The following is a 22,411-nucleotide window of genomic DNA, read 5'->3' on the forward strand; positions in this document are numbered from 1 at the left end:
GGCGCCATGCGCATCGGGATGGTGTGCCCGTACTCCTTCGATGTGCACGGCGGCGTCCAGGCGCACGTCCTGCAGCTGGCCGAGGTCTTCCGGGGGCGCGGCCACGAGGTCAGCGTGCTTGCTCCGGCGTCCCCGCATGTCACGTTGCCCGAGTACGTGGTCTCCGGTGGCAAGGCCGTGCCGATCCCGTACAACGGGTCGGTGGCGCGTCTGCGATTCGGGCCCGCCACCCATCGCAAGGTCAAGCGGTGGCTCATCGACGGTGACTTCGACGTGCTGCACCTGCACGAGCCCAACGCGCCCAGCGTCTCGATGCTGGCGCTGATGATCGCCGAGGGGCCGATCGTCGCGACGTTTCACACCTCCACCACGAAGTCGTTGACGCTCAGCGTCTTCCAGGGGATGCTGCGGCCGCTCAACGAGAAGATCGTCGGCCGGATCGCGGTCTCTGACCTGGCCCGGCGCTGGCAGATGGAGGCGCTGGGTTCGGATGCGGTGGAGATTCCCAACGGGCTGAACGTCGCCGAGTTCGCCGAGGCGCCGCGGCTGCCGGGATATCCGCGGCCGGGCCGATCGGTGTTGTTCCTCGGCCGGTTCGACGAACCCCGTAAGGGGATGGCCGTGCTGCTCGGCGCGCTACCCCGACTGGTCGCGCGGTTCCCGGATGTCGAGGTGCTGATCGTCGGCCGCGGCGACAACGACGAATTATCGGAGCAGGCAGGCGAATTCGCGCGCAATCTACGTTTCCTCGGGGCGGTCGACGATGCCACCAAGGCCTCGGCGCTGCGCAGCGCCGACGTGTACTGCGCCCCCAACACCGGCGGTGAGAGCTTCGGCATCGTGCTGGTCGAGGCGATGGCCGCGGGGACGGCCGTGGTGGCCAGCGACCTAGACGCCTTCAGCCGGGTGCTCGACGGTGGCGCGGCCGGCCGGCTGGTACCGGTCGACGACGCCGACGCCCTGGCCGACAGCCTGATCGAACTGCTGGCCGATGATGACGCCCGTCGCCGCTATGTGCAGGCCGCTTCCGCCGCGGTGCGCCGCTACGACTGGTCGGTGGTGGCCGGCGAGATCATGCGGGTCTACGAGACGGTCAGCGGTTCCGGGGCCAAGGTGCAGGTGGCCGGCACCGCCGGCAGGAGCCTGGCGTGATGGTCTGGCTGATCGTCCTGCTGGTGCTGGTGGGGGCCGCGCTGTTGTTGCTGGGCAGCTGGGCCTATCTGACCGCCAACCGGCTCGACCGGTTGCATGTGCGCTACGACCTGTCCTGGCAGGCGCTCGACGGGGCGCTGGCCCGTCGCGCGGTGGTGGCCCGGGCGGTCGCCGTCGACGCCTATGGGCGGGGCCCGGAGGGCAAGCGACTCGCGGCGCTGGCCGATGCCGCCGAACGCGCCGACCGGCCGGCCCGCGAGGCCGCCGAGAACGCGCTGTCGGCGGCGCTGACGATGGTGGATCCGGTGGCCCTGCCGACCGCGCTGGTGGCCGAGCTCGCCGACGCCGAGGCCCGGGTGTTGCTGGCGCGGCGCTTCCACAACGATGCCGTGCGGGACACGCTCGCGCTGCGCGAACGCCCGATGGTGCGGCTGCTGCACCTGGGCGGCACGGCCGCGCTGCCCACCTACTTCGAGATCGCCGAACGGGCGGGGCCGGCGGCCCGCGACGCCGGGCAGGTCGGTAACCGCGTGTCGGCGCGCATCGTGCTGCTCGACGAGGACGGTCGGGTGCTGTTGTTCCGCGGATCGGACCCGGCCCGCGACGGCAGCCGACGCTGGTGGTTCACCGTCGGCGGGGCGGTCGAGGCGGGCGAGGAACTCGTCGACACGGCGGTCCGCGAATTGGTGGAGGAGACCGGTCTGCGGGTGAGCCCGGATGAGCTGGTCGGTCCGGTCTGGCGGCGTAATGCCCTGATCGACTTCAACGGGGCGGTCATGCGCAGCGAGGAGTACTTCTTCGTGCACCGCACGCGCCATTTCGAACCCACCGACGACGGCTACAACGACCTCGAGCGCCGCTACATTCACGGCCATCTCTGGTGCGATGCGACAATGATCGCCGAGCTGGTCGCCAACGGTGAGTCCGTGTACCCGCTGCAGCTCGGCGAACTGCTGGTCCAGGCCGGTGAGCTGGCCGATGTGCGGGGTGCCGGACCGGGTACGCAGCCTCAGCCCATTCGCTGAGACTGCGGATTCATTTGATTTGGCGCCACGTTTAGACTGTTTCAGTAGGTGAGTGAAGGAGATTGTGATGGATACCGTCGGGCAGAACGGCAGTAAGACCGGTACCGCGCGGGTCAAGCGTGGGATGGCCGAGATGCTCAAGGGCGGGGTCATCATGGACGTCGTCACCCCCGAGCAGGCGCGTATCGCCGAGGGCGCCGGTGCAGTGGCCGTGATGGCGCTGGAGCGGGTGCCCGCCGACATCCGTGCCCAGGGCGGGGTGTCGCGGATGAGCGATCCGGACATGATCGAGGGCATCATCGACGCGGTCACCATCCCGGTGATGGCCAAGGTGCGTATCGGGCACTTCGTCGAGGCGCAGATCCTGCAGTCGTTGGGTGTGGATTACATCGACGAGTCCGAGGTGCTGACCCCGGCCGACTACGCCAACCACATCGACAAGTGGCGCTTCACCGTGCCGTTCGTGTGCGGGGCGACCAACCTGGGTGAGGCGCTGCGCCGGATCACCGAGGGGGCGGCGATGATCCGCTCCAAGGGTGAGGCCGGCACCGGTGATGTCTCCAATGCCACCACCCACATGCGCAAGATCGGCGCTGAGATCCGCCGCCTGACCTCGCTGTCCGAGGACGAGTTGTTCGTCGCCGCCAAGGAACTGCAGGCGCCCTATGAGCTGGTGGCCGAGGTGGCCAAGGCCGGCAAGCTGCCGGTCACGCTGTTCACCGCCGGTGGTATCGCGACCCCGGCCGATGCGGCGATGATGATGCAACTCGGCGCCGAGGGCGTGTTCGTCGGCTCGGGCATCTTCAAGTCCGGTGACCCGGCCGCGCGTGCCGCAGCGATCGTGAAGGCGACCACCTTCTACGACGATCCCGATGTGCTGGCCAAGGTCTCGCGCGGACTGGGGGAGGCGATGGTCGGCATCAACGTCGACGACATCCCGCAGCCGCACCGACTCGCCGAGCGCGGCTGGTAACAGGTGTCCATCGAAGAGATCCTCGACCTCGAACAGCTCGAGGTCGACATCTACCGGGGCGGTGTGTTCAGTCCCGAATCCGGTTTCCTGCAACGCACTTTCGGTGGCCACGTCGCCGGGCAGTCACTGGTGTCGGCGGTCCGCACCGTCGACCCCAAGTTCCAGGTGCACTCGCTGCACGGATACTTCCTGCGCCCCGGTGACGCCCGGTCACCATCGGTCTACCTGGTCGAGCGCATCCGCGACGGCGGATCGTTCGCCACCCGGCGAGTCAGCGCCGTGCAGCACGGGCAGACGATCTTCAGCATGTCCGCGTCGTTCCAGACCGATCAGTCCGGTATCGAACATCAGGACGCCATGCCGTCGGCGCCGGGCCCCGACGAGGTCCCCGGCTTCAAGACCAACGCGAAGGTGTTCGACGACGCCAGCTTCCGCCAGTTCGACGAGTGGGACGTCCGCATCGTTCCCCGTGACCAGGTGAACAAGGTGGCGGGCAAGGCATCTCAGCAACAGGTGTGGTTCCGGCACCGCGACCCGCTGCCCGATGACCCGGTGCTGCACATCTGTGCGTTGGCCTATCTGAGTGACCTGACCCTGCTGGGGTCGGCGCAGGTGAACCACCCCGAGGAACGCAAGCACCTGATGATCGCCTCGCTGGATCACGCGATGTGGTTCATGCGGCCGTTCCGGGCCGACGAATGGCTGCTCTACGACCAGTCCTCGCCGTCGGCCTGCGGTGGGCGGGCGCTGACCCAGGGCAAGCTGTTCAACCAGTACGGCGAGATGGTCGCGGCCGTCATGCAGGAGGGGTTGACCCGCTACCAGCGCGACTTCGTCCCGCCCGCCACGTGACGGTCCGGGTCGGGGTTCTCGCGCTGCAGGGCGACACCCGCGAACACCTCGCGGCGTTGACCGAGGCGGGCGCCGACGCGTGCACCGTGCGCCGGCCGGCCGAGCTGGACGCGGTGGACGCCCTGGTGATCCCGGGCGGGGAATCGACCGCCATGAGTCACCTGCTGCGCGAGTTCGAGCTGCTGGAGCCGTTGCGCGCCCGGTTGGCCGACGGCATGCCCGCCTACGGATCGTGCGCGGGCATGATCTTGTTGGCCACCGAGATCCTGGACGCGGGTGTGCCGGGCCGGGAGGCGCTGCCGCTGGGCGGTATCGACATGACGGTGCGGCGCAACGCCTTCGGGCGCCAGGTGGACTCCTTCGAGGAGACCATCGCGTTCGCGGGTCTGGACGCGCACGTGCACGCCGTCTTCATCCGGGCGCCGTGGGTGGAGCGGGTCGGCCCGTCGGTCGAGGTATTGGCCAGCGCCGCAGGGCATCCCGTCGCGGTGCGGCAGGGGACGGTGCTGGCGACGTCCTTCCACCCGGAGGTGACCGGCGACCGCCGGGTGCACCGGATGTTCGTCGAGTCGCTTCAGGCCTGAGCCGGCAGCACGTGGTCGCCGACCTTGTCGGTGGACAGGCACAGCGAGCACACGAACGCGTCATGGGTGGCGCATTTCATCATGTCCGGCCGCTCATAATCGTGATGGCAGACATGACATTTGAGCTGCGCGTGCGACGGGTTCCCGTATTCGTCGTACATCGGCAGATCAATCCCGTCATCGGTGCGTCGTAGGTAGTACCTGCCCTTGGTGGCGACGGCGATGATGGGCGGCAACACCGCCCCCAGCACCATCGCGACCAGCGGTGAGTACGGCCGGATCGCCTCGCCGAGCAGGCCGAAGAACGTCAGCAGGGACACCCCTGCCGCAACGAGCAGCGAGACGAACCCGACCGGGTTGATCGCGTAGAGCATGCCGCGTCGGAACTCCGGCTGCATGGGCGAGATCTTGAGCAGGTATTTGTTGAAGACGATGTCGGAGGCCACCACCACAACCCAGGCGATACCGCAGTTGGCGTAGAAACCCAGGATCGAGTTCAGGAAGGCGAACATATCGGCCTCCATCAGAATCAACGCGATCAACAGGTTGAATCCGAGGAATACCAGACGGCCCGGATAGCGCTTGGTCACCCGGGTGAACGAGTTGGTCCACGCCAGGGACCCGGAGTAGGCGTTGGTGACGTTGATCTTCACCTGGCTGATCACGACGAGGATCACTGCCAGTGTCATCGCCAGCCAGGGCGGGAGGAAGTTGCGGTAGATCTCCAGGAACTGGTGCACGGGTTCGTTGGCGTTGGATACCGCGCCATCGAAGACGTTGGCTATCAGGTATACCGCCAGGAACAGGCCGACGACCTGTTTGATGGCGCCGAAGATCACCCAGCCCGGGCCGGCCAGGAACATCCACGTCCACCAGCTGCGGCTGTTCTCCGGCGTGCGCGGCGGCATGAACCGCAGATAGTCGATCTGCTCGGCGATCTGCACGATCAACGACAGGCACACCCCCGCCGCCAACAGGGTCATCCCCAGATCGAAGCCGGCGGTGCCACTTTCGCCCCGGAAGGCGAAGAAGTCCGATATCGATTCGGGGTGACTGACGACCAGGTAGCCGAACGGTGCGACCATCAGGACCAGCCACAGCGGGGTGGTCCACACCTGCAGCGTCGAGAGCACCTTCATGCCGTAGATGACCAGCGGGAAGATGATGATCGTCGATACTGCGTAGCCGACCCACAACGGGATGCCGAGTCCGAGTTCGAGCCCCTGCGCCATGATCGAGCCCTCGAGCGCGAAGAAAATGAAGGTGAACGTCGCAAAGATGACGTTGGTGACCACCGACCCGTAATAGCCGAAGCCGCTGCCGCGGGTGATCAGGTCGAGGTCGATGTTGTAGCGGGCGGCGTAGTAGGCCAACGGGAATCCGGTCACCATCACGACCACCGCGAATATCAAAATGCCCCACAGGGCATTTGTCGTGCCGTAGGCGATCCCTATGTTGGCTCCGATGGCGAAATCGGCCAGGTAGGCGATTCCGCCGAGCGCCGAGATGCCCACCACCCTGGTGGACCACTTTCGGTAGCTGCGCGGTGCGAAGCGCAGCGTGTAGTCCTCGAGGGTCTCCTTGGTGGCGGTCAACCGGTCAAGGTCGGTGTCGAGATCCGCGCCGCGTACCTCGTCGCCCAATTCTTGCGTCATGGGCAAAAGCTAGGCGCGCTGTGTTTCGCAGCGGTGAAGGTGGTGTTCCGGCCGAAAGTACCGCGTTACCGCGCCAAATTGACTAAGGCGTAAGTGACTTCGGATCGTCTAGCGGATCGCCAGGCCGGTCAGCGTGCGCGCCATCACCAGCCGCTGGATCTCGCTGGTGCCCTCGAAGATGGTGAAGATCTTGGCGTCGCGATGCATGCGCTCCACCGGGTACTCCCGGGTGTAGCCGTTGCCGCCGAGGATCTGGATCGCCTCGTCGGTGACGTAGGTGGCGGTCTCGCTGGCGACCAGCTTGGCCATCGACCCCTCGGCGGACTCGAAGGCCTTGCCGTTGCGCGCCATCCAGCCGGCCCGGTAGACCAGCAGTCGGGCGGCGTCAATGCGCGCCTTCATATCGGCCAGCTTGAACGCAACACCCTGGAATTCGCCGATCTTGCGGCCGAATTGTTCACGCTCGCAGGCGTAGTCGAGGGCGTACTCGTAGGCGGCGCGGGCCACCCCGACGGCCATCGCACCGACGGTGGGCCGGGTGCGCTCGAAGGTGGCCATCGCGGCCTGCCCGTTGGTCCGCTTGCCCTCGCGCACCCGCGCGATGCGCTCGTCGAACTTGTCCTTACCGCCGACGATCAACCGGCCCGGGATGCGCACGTCGTCGAGCACCACCTCGGCGGTGTGCGAGGCGCGGATGCCGTGCTTGAGGAACTTCTGGCCCTGGCTGAAACCCGGTGTCTGAGGCGGGATGATGAACGACGCCTGACCGCGACTGCCCAGTTCCGGATAGACCGAGGCGACCACGATGTGGACCTCGGCGATACCGCCGTTGGTGGCCCAGGTCTTGGTGCCGTTGAGCACCCACTCATCGGTGGCCTCGTCATAGCGGGCGCGGGTCAGGATGGCCCCGACATCGGAGCCGGCGCCAGGTTCCGACGAGCAGAATGCCGCCACCTTCGGGTCCTCCACCGTGCCGAACATCTGCGGCAGCCACTCGCCGATCTGCTCGGGGGTGCCGCTGCCGGCCAGTGACGCCGCGGCCAGACCTGTTCCCAGGATCGACAGCGCGATGCCCGCGTCACCCCAGAACATCTCCTCGAACGCCACGATCATGCCGAGGCCGGAGGGTTCGGCGGCCTGCTCGGCGAAGAACTCCATCGAGTACAGGCCGATCTTGGCGGCCTCGGCGATGACCGGCCACGGCGTTTCTTCGCGCTCGTCCCACTCGGGGGCGGCCGGCCGCACGACGTCGGCGGCGAACTCATGAACCCACTTCTGTACGTCGAGCAGGTCGGAGGACAACTCCAGGGAGAAGGTCATGTCCCGTACCTTACTTTGGAGTAAGTTAGCTGACCAGCGACTGTGGCTCAGTTAACATATGTTCATCGCCGATTGTCGGAGCGCTGCATTGACGGCCCCGGTACACCGGTCCGGGCTGGTGGTGCCCGTAGACTGGTCAACTGACGTTTCACCAGAAAGAGGGCGTATCTGCATGAGCGGCCATTCCAAGTGGGCCACCACCAAGCACAAGAAGGCGATCATCGACGCCCGTCGTGGCAAGAACTTCGCCAAGCTGATCAAGAACATCGAGGTCGCCGCGCGCACCGGTGGTGGTGACCCCGGTGGCAACCCGACCCTCTACGACGCCATCCAGAAGGCCAAGAAGAACTCCGTCCCCAACGACAACATCGAGCGCGCCCGCAAGCGCGGCGCCGGGGAAGAGGCCGGCGGCGCGGACTGGCAGACCATCACCTACGAGGGGTACGGCCCCAACGGGGTGGCCGTCCTCGTGGAGTGCCTGACCGACAACAAGAACCGGGCCGCCGGCGAGGTCCGGGTGGCGATGACCCGCAACGGCGGCAACATGGCCGACCCCGGATCGGTGTCCTACCTGTTCTCCCGCAAGGGCATCATCACGCTGGAGAAGAACGGTCTGTCCGAGGACGACGTGCTGGCCGCGGTCCTGGAGGCCGGCGCCGAGGAGATCAACGACCTGGGGGAGAGCTTCGAGGTCATCTCCGAGCCCACCGACCTCGTCGCCGTGCGCACCGCCCTGCAGGAAGCCGGTATCGACTACGACTCCGCCGAGGCCAGCTTCCAACCGTCGGTCAGCGTGCAGGTCGACCTGGAGGCCGCCCGCAAGGTGCTCAAGCTCGTCGACGCGCTCGAGGACAGCGACGACGTGCAGGACGTGTACACCAACGTCGACATCCCCGACGACGTCGCCGCCCAACTCGACGAGGACTGAGCCGCGCCTACAGCGCGTCGCTGATCGGGGTGTCCCCGCCGATCAGCTCGAAGGTGCGTCCGGCCGTACCCGGATCGTCGAGCACGGCCAGCAGCACCGCCGCCACGTCGGCGCGCGGGATCTCGCCCCGTCCGGTGGACTCGGCGATCTGCACCCGGCCGGTGCCGGCCTCGTCGGTCAGCCGGCCCGGGCGCACGATCGTGCTCCGCAGCCCGGCCCGCCCCCGCACGTCGGCGTCGGCCTCTGCTTTGGCGCGGATATATGCGCGGAACACCTCGTCGTAGGAATCGTCGAGGCTGCGGTCGTCGGCCGATATCGCCGACACCATCACGTAGCGATTCACCCCGGCGGCCTCGGCGGCATCGGCCAACAGGATCGCGGCGTCGCGGTCGACGGTCTGTTTACGCTCGACCCCGCTGCCCGGGCCGGCTCCGGCGGCGAACACCACCGCATCCGCCCCGCGCAGCACCTCGGCCACCTCGGCGACCGTACTGCGCTCCAGATCGAGCACCGCGGCCTGTGCCCCGATGGCCTGCAGATCCGGCACCTGCGCCGGGTTGCGCACCAGGCCGACCGCGGTGTCACCACGTTCGGCGAGCAACTTCTCCAGGATCAGCGCGATCTTTCCGTGTCCACCGGCAATGACGACTCGCATGTTGCCAGCCTGCCACGGCAAGATGTCCCGGTGGCTGTCGTGACGGATCCCAGCGGTGTGCAATGGTCGGTGCGCCGGCGCTGGTGGCCGTTCACAGATGTGGCCGACCTGGCCTTCGACGGGCTGCTCGGACTGCTGCTGGCCACGCCGCTGCTGCTGCTGTGGCCATTCTGGTTCGCTGCCAAGGGTCTCGGGGTGCGCTGGCGGATCATCGTCGAACGCGACGGCGTCGAAGTCGAGACCGTCCTGGTGCGCGGTTGGCGCCGGTCCGGGGCGCGCATCGAAGAATTGGCCCTGCAGGTGGCCCGCGGCTGGCGGTCCGGACACTTCGTCATCTGAGCGTGTCCCTGCCGCGCTGTGTCGGTGCGGGCCGCTAACCTATCGAACAGGTGTTCTGATGGTGAAGGGGTTGGCGTGCGGGTAATGGGAGTCGATCCCGGGTTGACGCGCTGCGGGCTGTCGATGATCGAGAGTGGGCGCGGCCGGCATGTCACCGCGCTCGATGTCGACGTCGTGCGTACTCCCGCCGACGAGCCGCTGCAGAAACGGTTGCTGACCATCAGCGACACGGTCGAGCACTGGATGGACACCCACGTCCCCGATGTCATCGCCATCGAGCGGGTGTTCGCCAACCACAATGCCAACACCGCGATGGGCACCGCCCAGGCCGGCGGAGTGATCGCGTTGGCCGCGGCGCGCCGCGGTATCGACGTGTACTTCCATACGCCCTCGGAGGTGAAGGCCGCGGTGACCGGCAACGGGCGTGCCGATAAGGCGCAGATCACCACCATGGTCACCAAAATCCTGGCGCTGCAACAGAAACCGACACCCGCCGATGCCGCCGACGCGCTGGCGCTGGCGATCTGTCACTGCTGGCGGGCGCCGATGATCGCCCGGATGGCCGAGGCGGAGGCGAAGGCGGCCGAACAGAAGAAGCGCTACCAGGCCCGACTGAAGGCGGTCCGCGCATGATCGCCTCGGTGCGCGGTGAGGTCATCGACATCGCCCTCGACCACGCGGTCATCGAAGCCGCGGGCGTCGGTTACAAGGTGATGGCCACCCCGTCGACGCTGTCCACGCTGCGTCGTGGTGAGGACGCCCGGCTCATCACCGCGATGATCGTGCGTGAGGACTCCATGACGCTCTACGGTTTCGCCGACGGTGCGGCCCGCGACCTGTTCACCACCCTGCTCGGGGTGTCCGGGGTCGGGCCCAAGATCGCGCTGGCCACCCTGGCGGTCTACGACGCCCAGGCGCTGCGCCAGGCGCTGGCCGACGGTGATGTCGCCGCGCTGACCCGGGTGCCCGGTATCGGCAAGCGCGGCGCCGAACGGATGGTGCTGGAGCTGCGCGACAAGATCGGCGCGGTGCCCGGCGCGGGCGGGACGGGCGCCGCCACCGGCCACGCCGTGCGTACGCCCGTCGTGGAAGCCCTTGTCGGCCTTGGTTTTGCGGCGAAGCAGGCCGAGGAGGCCACCGACAAGGTGCTCGCCGACGATCCGAACGCGACTACCTCCGGGGCGCTGCGGGCGGCGCTGTCGATGCTCGGTAAGAAGTAGGCATGGGCCGTTTCGACGACGAGGACGAACCGCAGGAGCGCGACGTCTCACCGGCGCTGACCGTCGGCGAAGGGGATATCGACGCCAGCCTGCGGCCGCGCTCGCTGAGTGAGTTCATCGGCCAGCACCGCGTCCGCGAGCAGCTGCAACTCGTGCTCGAGGGCGCCAAGAATCGTGGTGGCACACCGGATCACATCCTGCTGTCCGGCCCGCCCGGCCTGGGTAAGACCTCACTGGCGATGATCATCGCCGCCGAACTGGGGTCGGCGCTGCGGGTGACGTCCGGTCCGGCGCTGGAACGGGCCGGTGACCTGGCCGCCATGCTGTCCAATCTGGTCGAGGGTGATGTGCTCTTCATCGACGAGATCCACCGCATCGCCCGCCCGGCCGAAGAGATGCTCTATCTGGCCATGGAGGACTTCCGCGTCGACGTCGTGGTCGGCAAGGGCCCCGGGGCCACGTCGATTCCACTCGATGTCGCGCCGTTCACCCTGGTCGGTGCCACCACCCGCTCGGGCGCGCTGACCGGTCCGCTGCGGGACCGGTTCGGGTTCACCGCCCACATGGACTTCTACGACCCGTCCGACCTCGAGCGCGTGCTGCACCGTTCGGCCGGGATCCTGGGCATCGCGCTGGAGGCCACCGCGGGTGCCGAGGTCGCCCGCCGCTCGCGGGGCACCCCGCGCATCGCCAACCGGCTGCTGCGCCGGGTGCGTGACTACGCCGAGGTGCGCGCCGACGGGGTGATCACCCGCGATATCGCCAAGGCGGCGCTGGAGGTGTACGACGTCGACGAGCTCGGTCTGGACCGGCTGGACCGCGCAGTCCTCACCGCACTGACGAAGAGCTTCGGCGGCGGGCCGGTCGGGGTGTCCACGCTGGCCGTCGCGGTCGGGGAGGAGGCCACCACCGTCGAGGAGGTGTGTGAGCCGTTCCTGGTGCGGGCCGGGATGATCGCCCGCACCCCGCGTGGCCGGGTGGCCACCCCGCTGGCCTGGACACACCTCGGATTGCAGCCGCCGGTTCGCGGTCTAGGGCAGCAGACCGGCCTGTTTGAATGAGCGCCATGCTCGTCGCCGCTTCGATCATCGCCGGCCTGGCCGCGCTGCTGCACGTCTACATCTTCGTGATGGAGTCGCTGACCTGGACCTCGCCCCGCACCCGGGCGACGTTCGGACTCAGCGCCCAGGAGGCCGAGGCCACCAGGGAGATGGCGTTCAACCAGGGGTTCTACAACCTTTTCCTGGCCATCGTGTCGGGTGCGGGCATCGCCGCGGCGGCGCTCGGGCACACCGGCGTGGGGGTGGCGCTGATGCTGGCCGGTGTCGGCTCCATGCTGGCGGCGGCCGCGGTGCTGCTGGCGTCCTCCCCGGACAAGGCGCGCGCCGCGATCACCCAGGGCCTGCTGCCGCTCATCGCGGTCGTGCTGCTGGCGGTCCACCTGCTCGGATAGCGGTTTCGGGGCGGCCGGGCTGGGTAATCACACCGCGGCAGAGGAGGCCCACCATGACCGATAACCGAGTGACCGCCCGTGGCGGCAGGATGCACATCGCCCGCAGCCGCGGCGCACTGAGCGGCTTTCTGTTGATTGCCCTGGGCGTCTGGGGTGCGCTCATCCCGTTCGTGGGCCCGTACTTCGATTTCGCCTTCACCCCGGACTCGCCGTGGGCCTGGACGGCGGGGCGGGGCTGGCTGCAGGTGCTGCCGGGAGCGGTGGCCGTCCTGGGCGGGTTCCTGTTGCTGGTATCGCGTAACCGCGCCACCGCCATGCTCGGCGGCTGGCTCAGCGTCGCCGCCGGCGTCTGGTTCGTGGTGGGGCGCGCCCTCGCCGCGCCGCTGGGGCTGGGTACGCCCGGCAGCCCGGTGGCGGTGACCGAGGCCAAGAGCGTGGCGCTGGAACTCGCCTACTTCTCCGGACTGGGCGCGCTGATCGTCTTCCTGGGCGCCGCCGCGATCGGCCGCGTCTCGGTGCGCAGCGTGCGCGATGTGACCCTGCACGACCCGGCGGTCTACGACAGCACCCACGACGACACCCGCGAGGTCCGCACGCACGAGGTGCCGGCGCGGGCGGTGCCGCTGCGCGACGAGCCGGTGGACGCGCGGTCCACCACCGGACCGATCGTGGCCACCGAACCCGATCGCACCACGGTGCCGACCCGGCGGCGCGGTCTCAAGGACCGGCTGTTCCGGTCCTCGCGGACGCCGGTGGCGCACTAGCCGGTCGATCGGCGCCATGGCACACCCGATTGCCGCCCGCGCGCTTGGCGGTGTACATGGCCTGGTCGGCGGTTTCCAACAACTGTTCCAGGCCGGCCGCGGTCGCCGACACCCGTGCGGGCAGCGGTGAGGACGCGGTGCCGATGCTGGCCGTGACCGGATGGGGCAGATCGTCGATGGCCCGGCGCGCACGGTCGGCGAGGTGGCGCAGCTGCCGCTCGCTCATCATGCCGGCCACGCAGAATTCCTCACCGCCGATGCGGGCCACCACCGCGTCGCCACCGGCCACCCGGCGCAGCACCGCGGCCACCGCCCTGAGCACCTGATCGCCGGCGGCGTGGCCCTGGGTGTCATTGACCTTCTTGAACGCGTCCAGGTCGACCATCACCACCCCCAGCGCACCGCGCTCGCGCACCAGTCGGGTCGCCCGGTGGGCGACGGCCCGGTGGAAGCCGCGCCGGTTGTGCAGGCCGGTCAGGGCGTCGACGTCGGAGTTCACCGCGTCCCCGCCGAGCAGTTGCACCAGCACCTGGCCCATCAACGGCACCGTCAGCATGCTGGCCAGTACCAGCAGCAGGATGCTGATCATCAGCGGGGCGTCCCCCGAAACAGCCGCGCGCACACCGCTTGTCACCGCCGTGGTCACACCGATGCCGAGGATCACCGCCAGGAACGGGGTGGTGTGGGTGAAGGCGACCAGACCCGCGATCGCGGCGAAGATGACGCAGGTCACCAGCGCATGTTCGGGGCGCAGCGACACCAGGCAGGCCAGCGCCACACAGATCGCCGAGGACAGCGCGAAGAACCGGGAGGCACGCCGGGACGGCCAGCGGGTCAACCAGGTGAACGCCATGGCCCAGCACAGCGCACTGGCGGGTACGGCGACGGCCGCGGTCGCGGTCCGCGACGGCATGGACGGGCTGAACACCATCAGGATCGGCACGAATCCGACGAAGGCCACCGTGACGGCCATGATGAGCTGCAGCGGCCAGCGGAGTCGCTGCGACTCCAGGTAGGCCGAAAGCCACTCGTAGCGGTCGGGTTGCCGCCACCACCGGCGGATGGTGTCCATCGTCTGAGAATTTCCAGGGAAGTATCGGGCACTGTGGTCGCTGTCACCATACGGGTTGCGTGCAGGGCATTCAGTCGCGCGCCGTACCCGGCCCCGGGCCGGCGGGCCGCCCGCTGTGCCGAACCCGGTTGCCGCCGGACCGTTTGGCGTCGTACATCGCGTCATCGGCGGCGTCCACCAGGCGATCCAGGATGGGGCGAATCTCGGTGTCGGCAGCGCCGGCGACGGCCGAACCGGCGACGCCGATGCTGACGGTGAGGGCATCCGGCAGGGCCGCGACATCGGTGCGGACCCGTTCGGCGAGGTCGTCGGCGGCGGCGGTGTCGAGCGTGCCGAGAACGACGAATTCCTCGCCACCGAATCGCGCGGTGATGGCGTCCAGATCGGCGGCGCACCGCCGCAGCACATCGCTGACCGCCACCAGCAGGGCGTCACCGGCCGCGTGCCCTCGGGTGTCGTTGACGCGCTTGAATCCGTCGAGGTCGACCAGGATCAACCCGACAGCGGCAGCGTCATCACGCGCCCGCACCACCAGATCGTGTGCGCCACGGTAGAACCCGCGCCGGTTGTGGGCTCCGGTCAGTGAGTCGAGATCGGATTCCGCGGCATCGGATCCCAACAGCTGCACGAGTATCTGCACCGAGGAGGGGACGGCCAGCACGCCCACCAGGATCACCAGATACTTGCTGATCGCCGCGGCGGGGTCCCCGGCGAGCGCGATCCGGACCGCGTCGACGGTGGCGATGCTGACGGCGATGACGATCACCGCCACCAGGTGACGACTGCTGTGGAAGAAGGCCACGTATCCGGCGATCGCCGCAAAGACCGCGCAGCCCAGCAGGCCCGACCCGGGGTCGCGGTCCAACAGACAGGCCACGCCGATGCACACGGTGGCGGTCATCGCGAAGGCCACCGACTGCCGCCTGCTCGGCCAGCGCCATATCCACAGCATCGCCAGGCCCGCGGTGATGACGGCGATGATGATCGACACGATGGTGGGCAGACCGTCCGCGGGTCCGCCCGGACTCCAGTGCATGACCAGCGGCGCCACCCCGACCAGCACGATTACGGCAACCATCATCACCCGGGTCAGACCGCGCAGACGCTGGACCTTCAGATAGCTCGACAGCCAGTCGAAGTGGTCCGGTTGCCGCCACGACGAGCCGAGCACGGCCAGGAAGGACACCGGCCGATGTTAGCCAGCGTCGACCGGCTAGGTGCGAAGTTCGCCCAGTGCGGTGGCCAGGATGTCCAGTGCCTCGGTGAGCAACTCGTCGCTGATGGCCAGCGGCGGCAGGAACCGCAGCACGTTGCCGTACGTGCCGCAGGACAACACGATCACGCCCTTGGCGTGGGCGGCCGCGCACAACGCCTTGGTCAACTCGGCATCCGGTTCGGTGCTGCCGGGCTTGACCAGTTCGACGGCGATCATGGCGCCGCGACCGCGGACATCGCCGATGCGGTCGTCATCGGCCTGCATCTGGTGCAACCGATCCTTCATCAGCCGCTCGATGGCACCGGCGCGGTCGACCAGCCCGTCGGACTCGATGGTCTCGATGGTGGCCAGCGCGGCGGCACAGGCGATCGGGTTGCCACCGTAGGTGCCGCCCAGGCCGGAGACGTGCGGGGCGTCCATGATCTCGGCGCGCCCGGTCACCGCCGACAACGGCAGCCCGTCGGCGATCCCCTTGGCGGTGACGATCAAATCCGGCTCGATGCCCTCGTGTTCACAGGCGAACATGGCCCCGGTCCGGGCGAAGCCGGTCTGCACCTCGTCGGCGATGAACACCACGTTGTTCTCCCGGCACCAGGCCAGCAGCGCCGGCAGGAAGCCCGGCGCCGGCACGATGAAGCCACCCTCACCCTGGATCGGCTCGATGATGACGGCCGCCAGATTGTCGGCGCCGACCTGCTTGTCGATGACGCTGATGGCACGCTTGGCGGCCAGTTCGCCGTCGGTGGCCAGCTCCTTGCCGAACTCGGCATCCCGGAACGGGTACGACAGCGGCGCCCGGTAGATCTCGGGGGCGAACGGTCCGAAGCCGTGTTTGTAGGGCATCGACTTCGCCGTCAGTGCCATGGTCAGGTTGGTGCGGCCGTGGTAGGCGTGGTCGAAGGACACCACGGCTTGTTTGCGGGTGTACGAGCGGGCGATCTTGACCGCGTTCTCGACGGCTTCCGATCCGGTGTTGAACAGGGCCGAGCGCTTCTCACCGCCGCCGGGGGTCAACCTGTTGAGGTGTTCGGCCACCGCCACATAACCCTCGTACGGCGTCACCATGAAGCAGGTGTGGGTGAACTGATCGACCTGCTCGCGGACGGCCTCGACGACGCGTGGCGCGGCATTGCCGATCGTCGTGACGGCGATACCGGACCCGAGGTCGATGAGCCGGTTGCCGTCGATGTCCTCGAGGATGCCGCCGGCTGCGCGGGCCGCGTAGACGGGCATGGTCGTGCCGACGCCGCGCGAGACAGCGGCGTTCTTGCGCTCGATCAGGGCCGCGGACTTGGGCCCGGGGATGGCGGTGGCGAGGTGGCGGGTCTGTTCGACGGCAGTCACACTGACTCCTGGATACGGGGGAAAACAGCAGCTGACGCGCAATCCACTTGCGGATCGCGTGCATTGGTCGCCATTGTGCCACGATTTCCGTCGGTCCGGAGCGGGTTGGCGGGGTGACCGGCAAATCGTGGGGGTCGGTGATGGCACACTGGTGTGCCGTACCCGCTGAACAACCGCGAAGGACAGCAGTTTCATGGATCTCGTCGTTTTCCTGCCCCTTTTCATCATTTTGGGCGCCTTCATGTTCTTCGCGTCGCGTCGTCAGAAGAAGGCCATGCAGGCCACCATCGACCTGCACAACTCGCTGACGGTCGGCGACCGCGTGCACACCACATCCGGTCTGCAGGGCACCATCGCCGGGATCACCGACGACTACGTCGACCTGGAGATCGCTCCCGGTGTGGTGACGACCTGGATGAAGCTGGCCATCCGCGACCGCATCGAAGAGTCGGACTACGACGAGGACGATGACGAGCTGGATCTCGACGAAGAGTCGGGCGCCGTCGAACTCACCGACCGTCCGACACCCAAGACTGACAGCAACTGAACCAGGGTCACCGCGTACCCTCCCGGTAGCGCACCACCTGTCAACGCCGTCCTGATCGTTTCGAGGAGACCCTAGAACCGTGGCTTCGTCTTCGGCGCCGGTCCACCCTGCCCGCTATCTGTCGCTCTTCCTGGCGCTCCTCGTCGGTGTCTATCTGCTGGTCTTCCTGACCGGGGACAAGAAGCCCGAGCCCAAGCTCGGCATCGACCTGCAGGGCGGCACGCGTGTCACGCTGACCGCCCGCACCCCCGACGGCTCCCGCCCCACCCGGGATGCCTTGCTGCAGGCGCAGGAGATCATCAGCTCCCGCGTCGATGGTCTCGGCGTGTCGGGTTCCGAGGTCGTCATCGACGGCGACAACCTGGTCATCACGGTGCCGGGCAACGACGGCACCGAGGCGCGCAGCCTGGGACAGACGGCGCGTCTCTACATCCGCCCCGTCATCCACGCGATGCCCGCCCAGCCCGCCGGTGAACAGCCGCCGGCCGGGCAGGAGGGCGCACCGGGTCTGCCGCCGGGCGGTCAACTCCCGGGGATGCCACCCGGCATGGACCCGGGCCTGCCGCCACTGATCGCGCCGGCCGAGCCCGAGGCGCCGATCCGCACTCCCGGTCAGCCCGGTGATCCGGCCGCACCGCCGGCCGCTCAACCCAGGCCCTACCCCTTGGAGCCGCCGCCGTCTCCGACGCCGACCCCGGCACCGGCGCCCGGCGGACCCGAAGCGCCTGCCCCGGGCACCCCCGCGGCACCCGCTCCCGGCGCGCCCGAGGCGCCCGGCACCCCCGACGACGATGCCTCGCTGGCCCAGCGCATCGCCGACGAGAAGCAGCTGCGCCAGAGCACCGATCAGAGCATCCAGCTGCTGGCCCTGCAGTTCCAGGCGACCCGCTGCGACGAGGACGATGTGCTCGCCGGCAATGACGACCCGAACCTGCCCCTGGTCACCTGCTCGACCGACCACAACACCGTCTATCTGCTGGACAAGTCGATCATGAGCGGCGAGGAGATCCAGACCGCTGGGTCCGGGCTGGATCAGCAGCGCGGCGACTACGTCGTCGACGTCGAGTTCAAGAGCGGGGGATCCAAGACCTGGGCCGATTTCACCGCGGCCAACGTCGGCACCCAGACCGCATTCACCCTGGACTCGCAGGTGGTCAGTGCCCCCGAGATCCAGGAGGCCATCCCCGGCGGGCGTACCCAGATCACCGGGCAGTTCACCGACAGTTCGGCCCGTGAGCTGGCCAACGTGCTCAAGTACGGCTCACTGCCGCTGTCCTTCGAGTCGTCGGAAGCCGAAACTGTCTCGGCCACACTGGGTCTGACCTCGCTCAAGGCAGGTCTGATCGCCGGCGCGGTCGGGCTGGCGCTGGTGTTGCTGTACTCGCTGCTCTACTACCGGGTGCTCGGACTGCTGACCGCGCTGTCGCTGGTGCTGGCCGGCGCCATGGTCTACGCCCTGCTCGTGCTGCTCGGCAGATGGATCGGCTACACGCTGGACCTGGCCGGTATCGCCGGTCTGATCATCGGTATCGGCACCACGGCCGACTCGTTCGTGGTGTTCTTCGAACGCATCAAGGACGAGATCCGGGAGGGCCGCTCTTTCCGGTCGGCGGTACCGCGCGGTTGGGCACGTGCCCGCAAGACCATCCTGTCCGGCAACGCGGTCACCTTCCTGGCCGCCGCCGTGCTCTATGTGCTGGCCGTCGGCCAGGTGAAGGGCTTCGCGTTCACGCTGGGCCTGACCACCATTCTCGACGTGCTGGTCGTGTTCCTGGTGACCTGGCCGCTGGTCTACCTGTCATCGAAGTCCGCAACGCTGGCCAAGCCGTCCTACAACGGCCTCGGCGCGGTCCAGCAGATCGCCCGCGAACGGCGTGCCGCGCCCACGACAGGACGGGGTTAGTCAGATGTCGGCCAAGCATTCACCCGAAGCGACCCCGGCCGCCGGAGCCGGCCAGCCGTCGCACGGCTTCTTCGTCCGCCTCTACACCGGCACCGGGGCGTTCGAGGTCATCGGTAAGCGCAAGCTCTGGTACGCGGTCAGCGGCGTCATCGTCGCCATCTCGATCCTGGCCATGCTGATCCGCGGATTCTCCTTCGGTATCGACTTCGAGGGCGGCACCAAGGTCTCCATGCCGGTGGACGGCGCCAAGGGGCAGGCCACCTCCGAGCAGGTCGAGACCGTCTACAGCGAGGCCATGGGCCAGGCCCCCGAGACCGTCGTCATCGTCGGCAACGGTCCGTCGGCCACCGTGCAGATCCGCACCGAGACACTGAGCAACGAGGACACCGAGAAGCTGCGCGCCGCGCTGTTCGACGCGTTCGCACCGAAGGGCACCGACGGCCAGCCCAGCATCCAGGCCATCAGCGACTCGGCGGTGTCATCCACCTGGGGCGGCCAGATCACCCAGAAGGCGCTGATCGCGCTGGTGGTGTTCCTGGTGCTGGTCTCGATCTACATCACGGTGCGCTACGAGCGGTACATGGCGCTGGCGGCCCTGGCGGCCATGTTCTTCGACCTGATAGTCACCGCGGGCGTCTATGCGCTGGTCGGTTTCGAGGTCACCCCGGCCACCGTCATCGGACTGCTCACCATCCTGGGCTTCTCCATCTACGACACCGTCATCGTGTTCGACAAGGTGGAGGAGAACACCGACGGATTCGAGCACACCACCCGGCGGACCTTCGCCGAACAGGCCAACCTGGCGGTCAACCAGACCTTCATGCGGTCCATCAACACCAGCCTCATCTCGGCGCTGCCGATCATCGCGCTGATGGTGATCGCGGTGTGGCTGCTGGGTGTGGGCACGCTGCAGGACCTGGCGCTGGTGCAGCTGGTCGGCGTGCTGGTCGGAACCTACTCCTCGATCTACTTCGCCACCCCGCTGTTGGTCAGCCTGCGTGAGCGCACCGAGGTGGTGCGCAACCACACCCGCAAGGTGCAGCGGCGCCGAGCCGCGGTGGCGGCCAAGAGCGGCACCGACGCCGACGCCGATGTCGACGATGTCGAGGACAGCGCCGAGGATGTCGTCGAGGTAAGCACGCCCGCGGGTCCGGCACCGGACAAGCCCGCACCCGGTGCCAAGCCGCTGCGGCCCAATCGACCGTCGGGCAAACGGCGGCCGTAGTGCCCGGCAGCATGACCGTCCGGGCCGGCACGGTGGCAGCGTGCGTGTCGCTGGTGCTGGCCGGGTGTTCGGCGGGCTCCGACGACGTCATCGACTATGCCGTCGACGGCAGGCTCACCAGCTACAACACCAACACCGTCAGCGGTGCGGCCTCGGGTGGTCCGCAGGCCTTCGCCCGTGTGCTCACCGGCTTCACCTACCGCGGTCCGGACGGACAGACCGTCAGCGACCGCGACTACGGCACCGTGGCGGTGGTCGGCCGGGCCCCGTTGATCCTGGACTACGAGATCAACGCCAACGCGGTCTATTCCGATGGCAAGCCGATCACCTGTGACGACATGGTGCTCACCTGGGCCGCGCAGTCCGGGCGGTTCCCGGCCTTCGACGCGGCCAGCACCGCCGGCTACCGCGACATCGCCGGCGTCGACTGCGTACCCGGGCAGAAGAAGGCCCGGGTGACCTTCGCCCAGGACCGCGGGATCGTGGACTACGGCCAGCTTTTCGGAGCCACCGCGATGCTGCCCTCCCATGTGCTGGCCGACGAACTGGGCCTCGGCGAGGGCGGTGTGACCCGCGCGGTACAGACACCGGATCTGCCGGCGCTGGACCGTATCGCGGCGGCATGGAACACCACCTGGAACCTCGGTTCCGACGTCGACGTGAAGAAGCTGCCGTCCTCGGGCCCGTACAAGGTGGATTCGGTCGACGGCGACGGCGCAGTGGTGTTGGTCGCCAACGACAAGTGGTGGGGCGCCAAGCCGGTGACGCCGCGGGTGACGGTATGGGCGCGCGGTGCCGACATCCAGGACCGGATCAACAACGGCTCCTTCGACATCGTCGACATCTCCGCCGGGTCCTCGGGGACGCTGAACCTGCCCGCCGGATTCACCCGCACCGACACCGCATCGGCCGGTATCGAACAGCTGATCTTCTCGGCGCAGGGGGTGATGGCCGCGCCGCCGAACCGCCGCGCCCTGTCGTTGTGCACCCCGCGGGAGACCATCGCCCGCAACGCGCAGGTGCCTATCGCCAACGCCCGGCTCAGTCCGACCACCGAGGACGCCCTCTCGGCCGCCGAAAGTGCCGGTGCGGCAAACCAGTTCGTGGTGCCCGACATCGGGGGAGCGCGACTGGCGCTGAACAATCAGCCGCTGACGGTGCGGATCGGCTACCAGAGCCCGAACCCCCGCCTGGCCGCCACCGTCGGATCCATCGCCCAGGCCTGCGCGCCGGCCGGGATCACTGTCACCGACGCCGCCGGCGACGCGGTGGGCCCGCAGAGCCTGCGGGACAACACCGTCGATGTCCTGATCGCCAGCACCGGTGGTGCGGTCGGCAGCGGTTCGACCGGATCGTCCGCACTCGACGCCTATGACCTTCACACCGGCAACGGCAACAACCTGTCCGGTTACAGCAACGAGCGCATCGACGGCATCATCGACGCACTGGTGGTGACGGCCGATCCCAAGGAACTCGCGCGGCTGCTCGGCGAGAGCGGCCCCATCCTGTGGGCGGACTTACCGACGCTGCCGCTGTACCGTCAGCAGCGCACCCTGCTGACCGCCAAGGCGGTGGGAGCCGTCAGCAGCAATCCGACCCGATGGGGAGCAGGATGGAACATGGACCGTTGGACGCTCTCGTGAGTGATGCCGCCGCGCTGATCAATCGGCTCACCCGTGAGGTGGACGATTTCCCGAGCCCGGGGGTGCAGTTCAAGGACCTCACCCCGGTGCTGGCCGACCCGCAGGGACTGGCGGTGCTGACCGACGCGCTGGCCGAGGCGGCCGACGGCGCGGATCTGATCGCCGGCGTGGACGCCCGCGGCTTCCTGCTGGGCGCGGCCGTGGCGTTGCGCCGGGGCACCGGCGTGCTCGCGGTCCGCAAGGGCGGCAAGCTGCCGCCCCCGGTGCACACGGTGTCCTACGACCTGGAGTATGGCTCGGCCACCCTCGAGATCCCGGCCGACGGTATCGATCTGAGAGGCCGCAGCGTTCTGGTGATCGACGATGTGTTGGCCACCGGAGGGACACTGGTCGCCGCCGCCCAGGTGCTGGCGAAGGCCGGGGCCCGGGTGACCGGCGCCGCGGTGGTGCTGGAGCTGGTGGGGCTGAACGGACGGGCAGCGGTACAACCCCTGCCGGTCACCAGTCTCATCACGGGCTGAGGGATATCCTCGAAGTCCAG

The 22,411-nt window shown here is 68.4% G+C and carries 23 protein-coding genes; 17 read left to right on the top strand and 6 right to left on the bottom strand.

Features of this window, described 5'->3' with window-relative positions; genetic code table 11:
* Positions 1–6 precede the first annotated feature (6 nt).
* The 5 genes from BST17_RS17360 to pdxT all read left to right on the top strand — a co-directional run bounded on the left by BST17_RS17360 (position 7) and on the right by pdxT (position 4,586).
* On the top strand, positions 7–1,152 hold the full coding sequence (locus BST17_RS17360; protein WP_083060139.1) for a glycosyltransferase family 4 protein: 1,146 nt from the start codon (positions 7–9) through the stop codon (positions 1,150–1,152).
* Positions 1,149–2,177 (top strand): NUDIX hydrolase, encoded by a 1,029-nt coding sequence (locus BST17_RS17365; protein WP_109750188.1) that lies wholly within the window; start codon positions 1,149–1,151, stop codon positions 2,175–2,177. Before BST17_RS17360 ends, BST17_RS17365 begins: the two co-directional genes overlap by 4 nt.
* A gap of 67 nt (positions 2,178–2,244) precedes the next feature.
* Positions 2,245–3,150 (top strand): pyridoxal 5'-phosphate synthase lyase subunit PdxS, encoded by a 906-nt coding sequence (gene pdxS / locus BST17_RS17370; RefSeq protein WP_083060242.1) that lies wholly within the window; start codon positions 2,245–2,247, stop codon positions 3,148–3,150.
* 3 nt (positions 3,151–3,153) lie between these two features.
* Complete coding sequence (gene tesB / locus BST17_RS17375; protein WP_083060141.1) at positions 3,154–4,002, top strand: acyl-CoA thioesterase II; 849 nt, start codon at positions 3,154–3,156, stop codon at positions 4,000–4,002.
* Positions 3,999–4,586, top strand: coding sequence for a pyridoxal 5'-phosphate synthase glutaminase subunit PdxT (gene pdxT / locus BST17_RS17380; protein ID WP_083060142.1), 588 nt, complete (start codon positions 3,999–4,001; stop codon positions 4,584–4,586). Before tesB ends, pdxT begins: the two co-directional genes overlap by 4 nt.
* On the opposite strand, the gene BST17_RS17385 is transcribed toward pdxT, so the two are convergent.
* Both BST17_RS17385 and BST17_RS17390 read right to left on the bottom strand, forming a co-directional pair.
* Positions 4,577–6,241, bottom strand: coding sequence for a purine-cytosine permease family protein (locus BST17_RS17385; protein ID WP_083060143.1), 1,665 nt, complete (start codon positions 6,239–6,241; stop codon positions 4,577–4,579). The genes pdxT and BST17_RS17385 overlap by 10 nt on opposite strands.
* A 108-nt stretch (positions 6,242–6,349) precedes the next feature.
* The gene (locus BST17_RS17390) at positions 6,350–7,561 is read right to left on the bottom strand and encodes an acyl-CoA dehydrogenase family protein (protein WP_083060144.1); all 1,212 of its coding nucleotides are present in this window, start codon (positions 7,559–7,561) and stop codon (positions 6,350–6,352) included.
* Positions 7,562–7,733: 172 nt separating this feature from the next.
* Between BST17_RS17390 and BST17_RS17395 the strand changes: the two genes are divergently transcribed.
* On the top strand, positions 7,734–8,489 hold the full coding sequence (locus BST17_RS17395; RefSeq protein ID WP_083060145.1) for a YebC/PmpR family DNA-binding transcriptional regulator: 756 nt from the start codon (positions 7,734–7,736) through the stop codon (positions 8,487–8,489).
* 7 nt (positions 8,490–8,496) lie between these two features.
* Here the strand turns inward: BST17_RS17395 and BST17_RS17400 are convergent, their stop codons facing one another.
* Entirely contained in the window at positions 8,497–9,144 is a 648-nt protein-coding gene (locus BST17_RS17400; protein WP_083060146.1) for an SDR family oxidoreductase, read from the bottom strand.
* Between the two features lie 30 nt (positions 9,145–9,174).
* Here BST17_RS17400 and BST17_RS17405 point away from each other — a divergent pair, with 30 nt between their 5' ends.
* The 6 genes from BST17_RS17405 (at position 9,175) to BST17_RS17430 (ending at position 12,920) form a co-directional block, all read left to right on the top strand.
* The gene (locus tag BST17_RS17405) at positions 9,175–9,483 is read left to right on the top strand and encodes a hypothetical protein (RefSeq protein ID WP_083060147.1); all 309 of its coding nucleotides are present in this window, start codon (positions 9,175–9,177) and stop codon (positions 9,481–9,483) included.
* A 75-nt stretch (positions 9,484–9,558) separates the two neighbouring features.
* Positions 9,559–10,116, top strand: coding sequence for a crossover junction endodeoxyribonuclease RuvC (gene ruvC, locus BST17_RS17410; RefSeq protein WP_030135185.1), 558 nt, complete (start codon positions 9,559–9,561; stop codon positions 10,114–10,116).
* Positions 10,113–10,703: a Holliday junction branch migration protein RuvA gene (ruvA, locus tag BST17_RS17415; RefSeq protein ID WP_083060148.1), complete on the top strand. Its 591-nt coding sequence runs from the start codon at positions 10,113–10,115 to the stop codon at positions 10,701–10,703. The genes ruvC and ruvA overlap by 4 nt, the downstream gene beginning before the upstream one ends.
* 2 nt (positions 10,704–10,705) lie before the next feature.
* Positions 10,706–11,764: a Holliday junction branch migration DNA helicase RuvB gene (gene ruvB / locus BST17_RS17420; protein WP_083060149.1), complete on the top strand. Its 1,059-nt coding sequence runs from the start codon at positions 10,706–10,708 to the stop codon at positions 11,762–11,764.
* Between the two features lie 5 nt (positions 11,765–11,769).
* Positions 11,770–12,156, top strand: coding sequence for a DUF1304 domain-containing protein (locus BST17_RS17425; RefSeq protein ID WP_083060243.1), 387 nt, complete (start codon positions 11,770–11,772; stop codon positions 12,154–12,156).
* A gap of 53 nt (positions 12,157–12,209) precedes the next feature.
* A complete protein-coding gene (locus BST17_RS17430; protein WP_083060150.1) occupies positions 12,210–12,920 on the top strand; it encodes a hypothetical protein in 711 nt (236 codons plus the stop codon).
* On the opposite strand, the gene BST17_RS17435 is transcribed toward BST17_RS17430, so the two are convergent.
* The 3 genes from BST17_RS17435 to gabT all read right to left on the bottom strand — a co-directional run bounded on the left by BST17_RS17435 (position 12,874) and on the right by gabT (position 16,552).
* Entirely contained in the window at positions 12,874–13,992 is a 1,119-nt protein-coding gene (locus tag BST17_RS17435) for a GGDEF domain-containing protein (RefSeq protein WP_165762295.1), read from the bottom strand. The two genes, BST17_RS17430 and BST17_RS17435, sit on opposite strands and share 47 nt — an antisense overlap.
* Before the next feature lie 70 nt (positions 13,993–14,062).
* A complete protein-coding gene (locus BST17_RS17440) occupies positions 14,063–15,178 on the bottom strand; it encodes a GGDEF domain-containing protein (RefSeq protein ID WP_234807713.1) in 1,116 nt (371 codons plus the stop codon).
* A gap of 27 nt (positions 15,179–15,205) precedes the next feature.
* Positions 15,206–16,552: a 4-aminobutyrate--2-oxoglutarate transaminase gene (gabT, locus tag BST17_RS17445; RefSeq protein ID WP_083060152.1), complete on the bottom strand. Its 1,347-nt coding sequence runs from the start codon at positions 16,550–16,552 to the stop codon at positions 15,206–15,208.
* Positions 16,553–16,745: 193 nt separating this feature from the next.
* Between gabT and yajC the strand changes: the two genes are divergently transcribed.
* The 5 genes from yajC (at position 16,746) to BST17_RS17470 (ending at position 22,391) form a co-directional block, all read left to right on the top strand.
* Entirely contained in the window at positions 16,746–17,099 is a 354-nt protein-coding gene (gene yajC / locus BST17_RS17450) for a preprotein translocase subunit YajC (RefSeq protein WP_083060153.1), read from the top strand.
* 79 nt (positions 17,100–17,178) lie between these two features.
* The gene (secD, locus tag BST17_RS17455) at positions 17,179–19,002 is read left to right on the top strand and encodes a protein translocase subunit SecD (protein WP_083060154.1); all 1,824 of its coding nucleotides are present in this window, start codon (positions 17,179–17,181) and stop codon (positions 19,000–19,002) included.
* 4 nt (positions 19,003–19,006) lie between these two features.
* The gene (secF, locus tag BST17_RS17460; protein WP_083060155.1) at positions 19,007–20,227 is read left to right on the top strand and encodes a protein translocase subunit SecF; all 1,221 of its coding nucleotides are present in this window, start codon (positions 19,007–19,009) and stop codon (positions 20,225–20,227) included.
* Positions 20,228–20,238: 11 nt separating this feature from the next.
* On the top strand, positions 20,239–21,870 hold the full coding sequence (locus BST17_RS17465) for an ABC transporter substrate-binding protein (protein WP_083060245.1): 1,632 nt from the start codon (positions 20,239–20,241) through the stop codon (positions 21,868–21,870).
* Positions 21,840–22,391 carry an adenine phosphoribosyltransferase gene (locus BST17_RS17470; RefSeq protein WP_083060156.1) on the top strand — a complete coding sequence of 184 codons (552 nt, stop codon included), beginning with the start codon at positions 21,840–21,842 and terminating at the stop codon, positions 22,389–22,391. The genes BST17_RS17465 and BST17_RS17470 overlap by 31 nt, the downstream gene beginning before the upstream one ends.
* Positions 22,392–22,411 lie beyond the last annotated feature (20 nt).

It is taken from the genome of Mycolicibacterium bacteremicum (assembly GCF_002086115.1).
Taxonomy (GTDB): Bacteria; Actinomycetota; Actinomycetes; order Mycobacteriales; family Mycobacteriaceae; genus Mycobacterium; species Mycobacterium bacteremicum.

What these genes read in the sequence shown, in the direction of transcription:
- BST17_RS17390 (WP_083060144.1), bottom strand. Translation starts at nt 7,561, where the DNA reads ATGACCTTCTCCCTGGAGTTGTCCTCCGACCTGCTCGACGTACAGAAG.
- BST17_RS17470 (WP_083060156.1), top strand. Translation starts at nt 21,840, where the DNA reads ATGGAACATGGACCGTTGGACGCTCTCGTGAGTGATGCCGCCGCGCTG.
- ruvB (WP_083060149.1), top strand. Translation starts at nt 10,706, where the DNA reads ATGGGCCGTTTCGACGACGAGGACGAACCGCAGGAGCGCGACGTCTCA.
- BST17_RS17385 (WP_083060143.1), bottom strand. Translation starts at nt 6,241, where the DNA reads ATGACGCAAGAATTGGGCGACGAGGTACGCGGCGCGGATCTCGACACC.
- BST17_RS17435 (WP_165762295.1), bottom strand. Translation starts at nt 13,992, where the DNA reads ATGGACACCATCCGCCGGTGGTGGCGGCAACCCGACCGCTACGAGTGG.
- BST17_RS17465 (WP_083060245.1), top strand. Translation starts at nt 20,239, where the DNA reads ATGACCGTCCGGGCCGGCACGGTGGCAGCGTGCGTGTCGCTGGTGCTG.
- BST17_RS17395 (WP_083060145.1), top strand. Translation starts at nt 7,734, where the DNA reads ATGAGCGGCCATTCCAAGTGGGCCACCACCAAGCACAAGAAGGCGATC.
- pdxS (WP_083060242.1), top strand. Translation starts at nt 2,245, where the DNA reads ATGGATACCGTCGGGCAGAACGGCAGTAAGACCGGTACCGCGCGGGTC.
- BST17_RS17430 (WP_083060150.1), top strand. Translation starts at nt 12,210, where the DNA reads ATGACCGATAACCGAGTGACCGCCCGTGGCGGCAGGATGCACATCGCC.
- BST17_RS17360 (WP_083060139.1), top strand. Translation starts at nt 7, where the DNA reads ATGCGCATCGGGATGGTGTGCCCGTACTCCTTCGATGTGCACGGCGGC.
- ruvA (WP_083060148.1), top strand. Translation starts at nt 10,113, where the DNA reads ATGATCGCCTCGGTGCGCGGTGAGGTCATCGACATCGCCCTCGACCAC.
- BST17_RS17400 (WP_083060146.1), bottom strand. Translation starts at nt 9,144, where the DNA reads ATGCGAGTCGTCATTGCCGGTGGACACGGAAAGATCGCGCTGATCCTG.
- BST17_RS17425 (WP_083060243.1), top strand. Translation starts at nt 11,770, where the DNA reads ATGCTCGTCGCCGCTTCGATCATCGCCGGCCTGGCCGCGCTGCTGCAC.
- secF (WP_083060155.1), top strand. Translation starts at nt 19,007, where the DNA reads ATGTCGGCCAAGCATTCACCCGAAGCGACCCCGGCCGCCGGAGCCGGC.
- yajC (WP_083060153.1), top strand. Translation starts at nt 16,746, where the DNA reads ATGGATCTCGTCGTTTTCCTGCCCCTTTTCATCATTTTGGGCGCCTTC.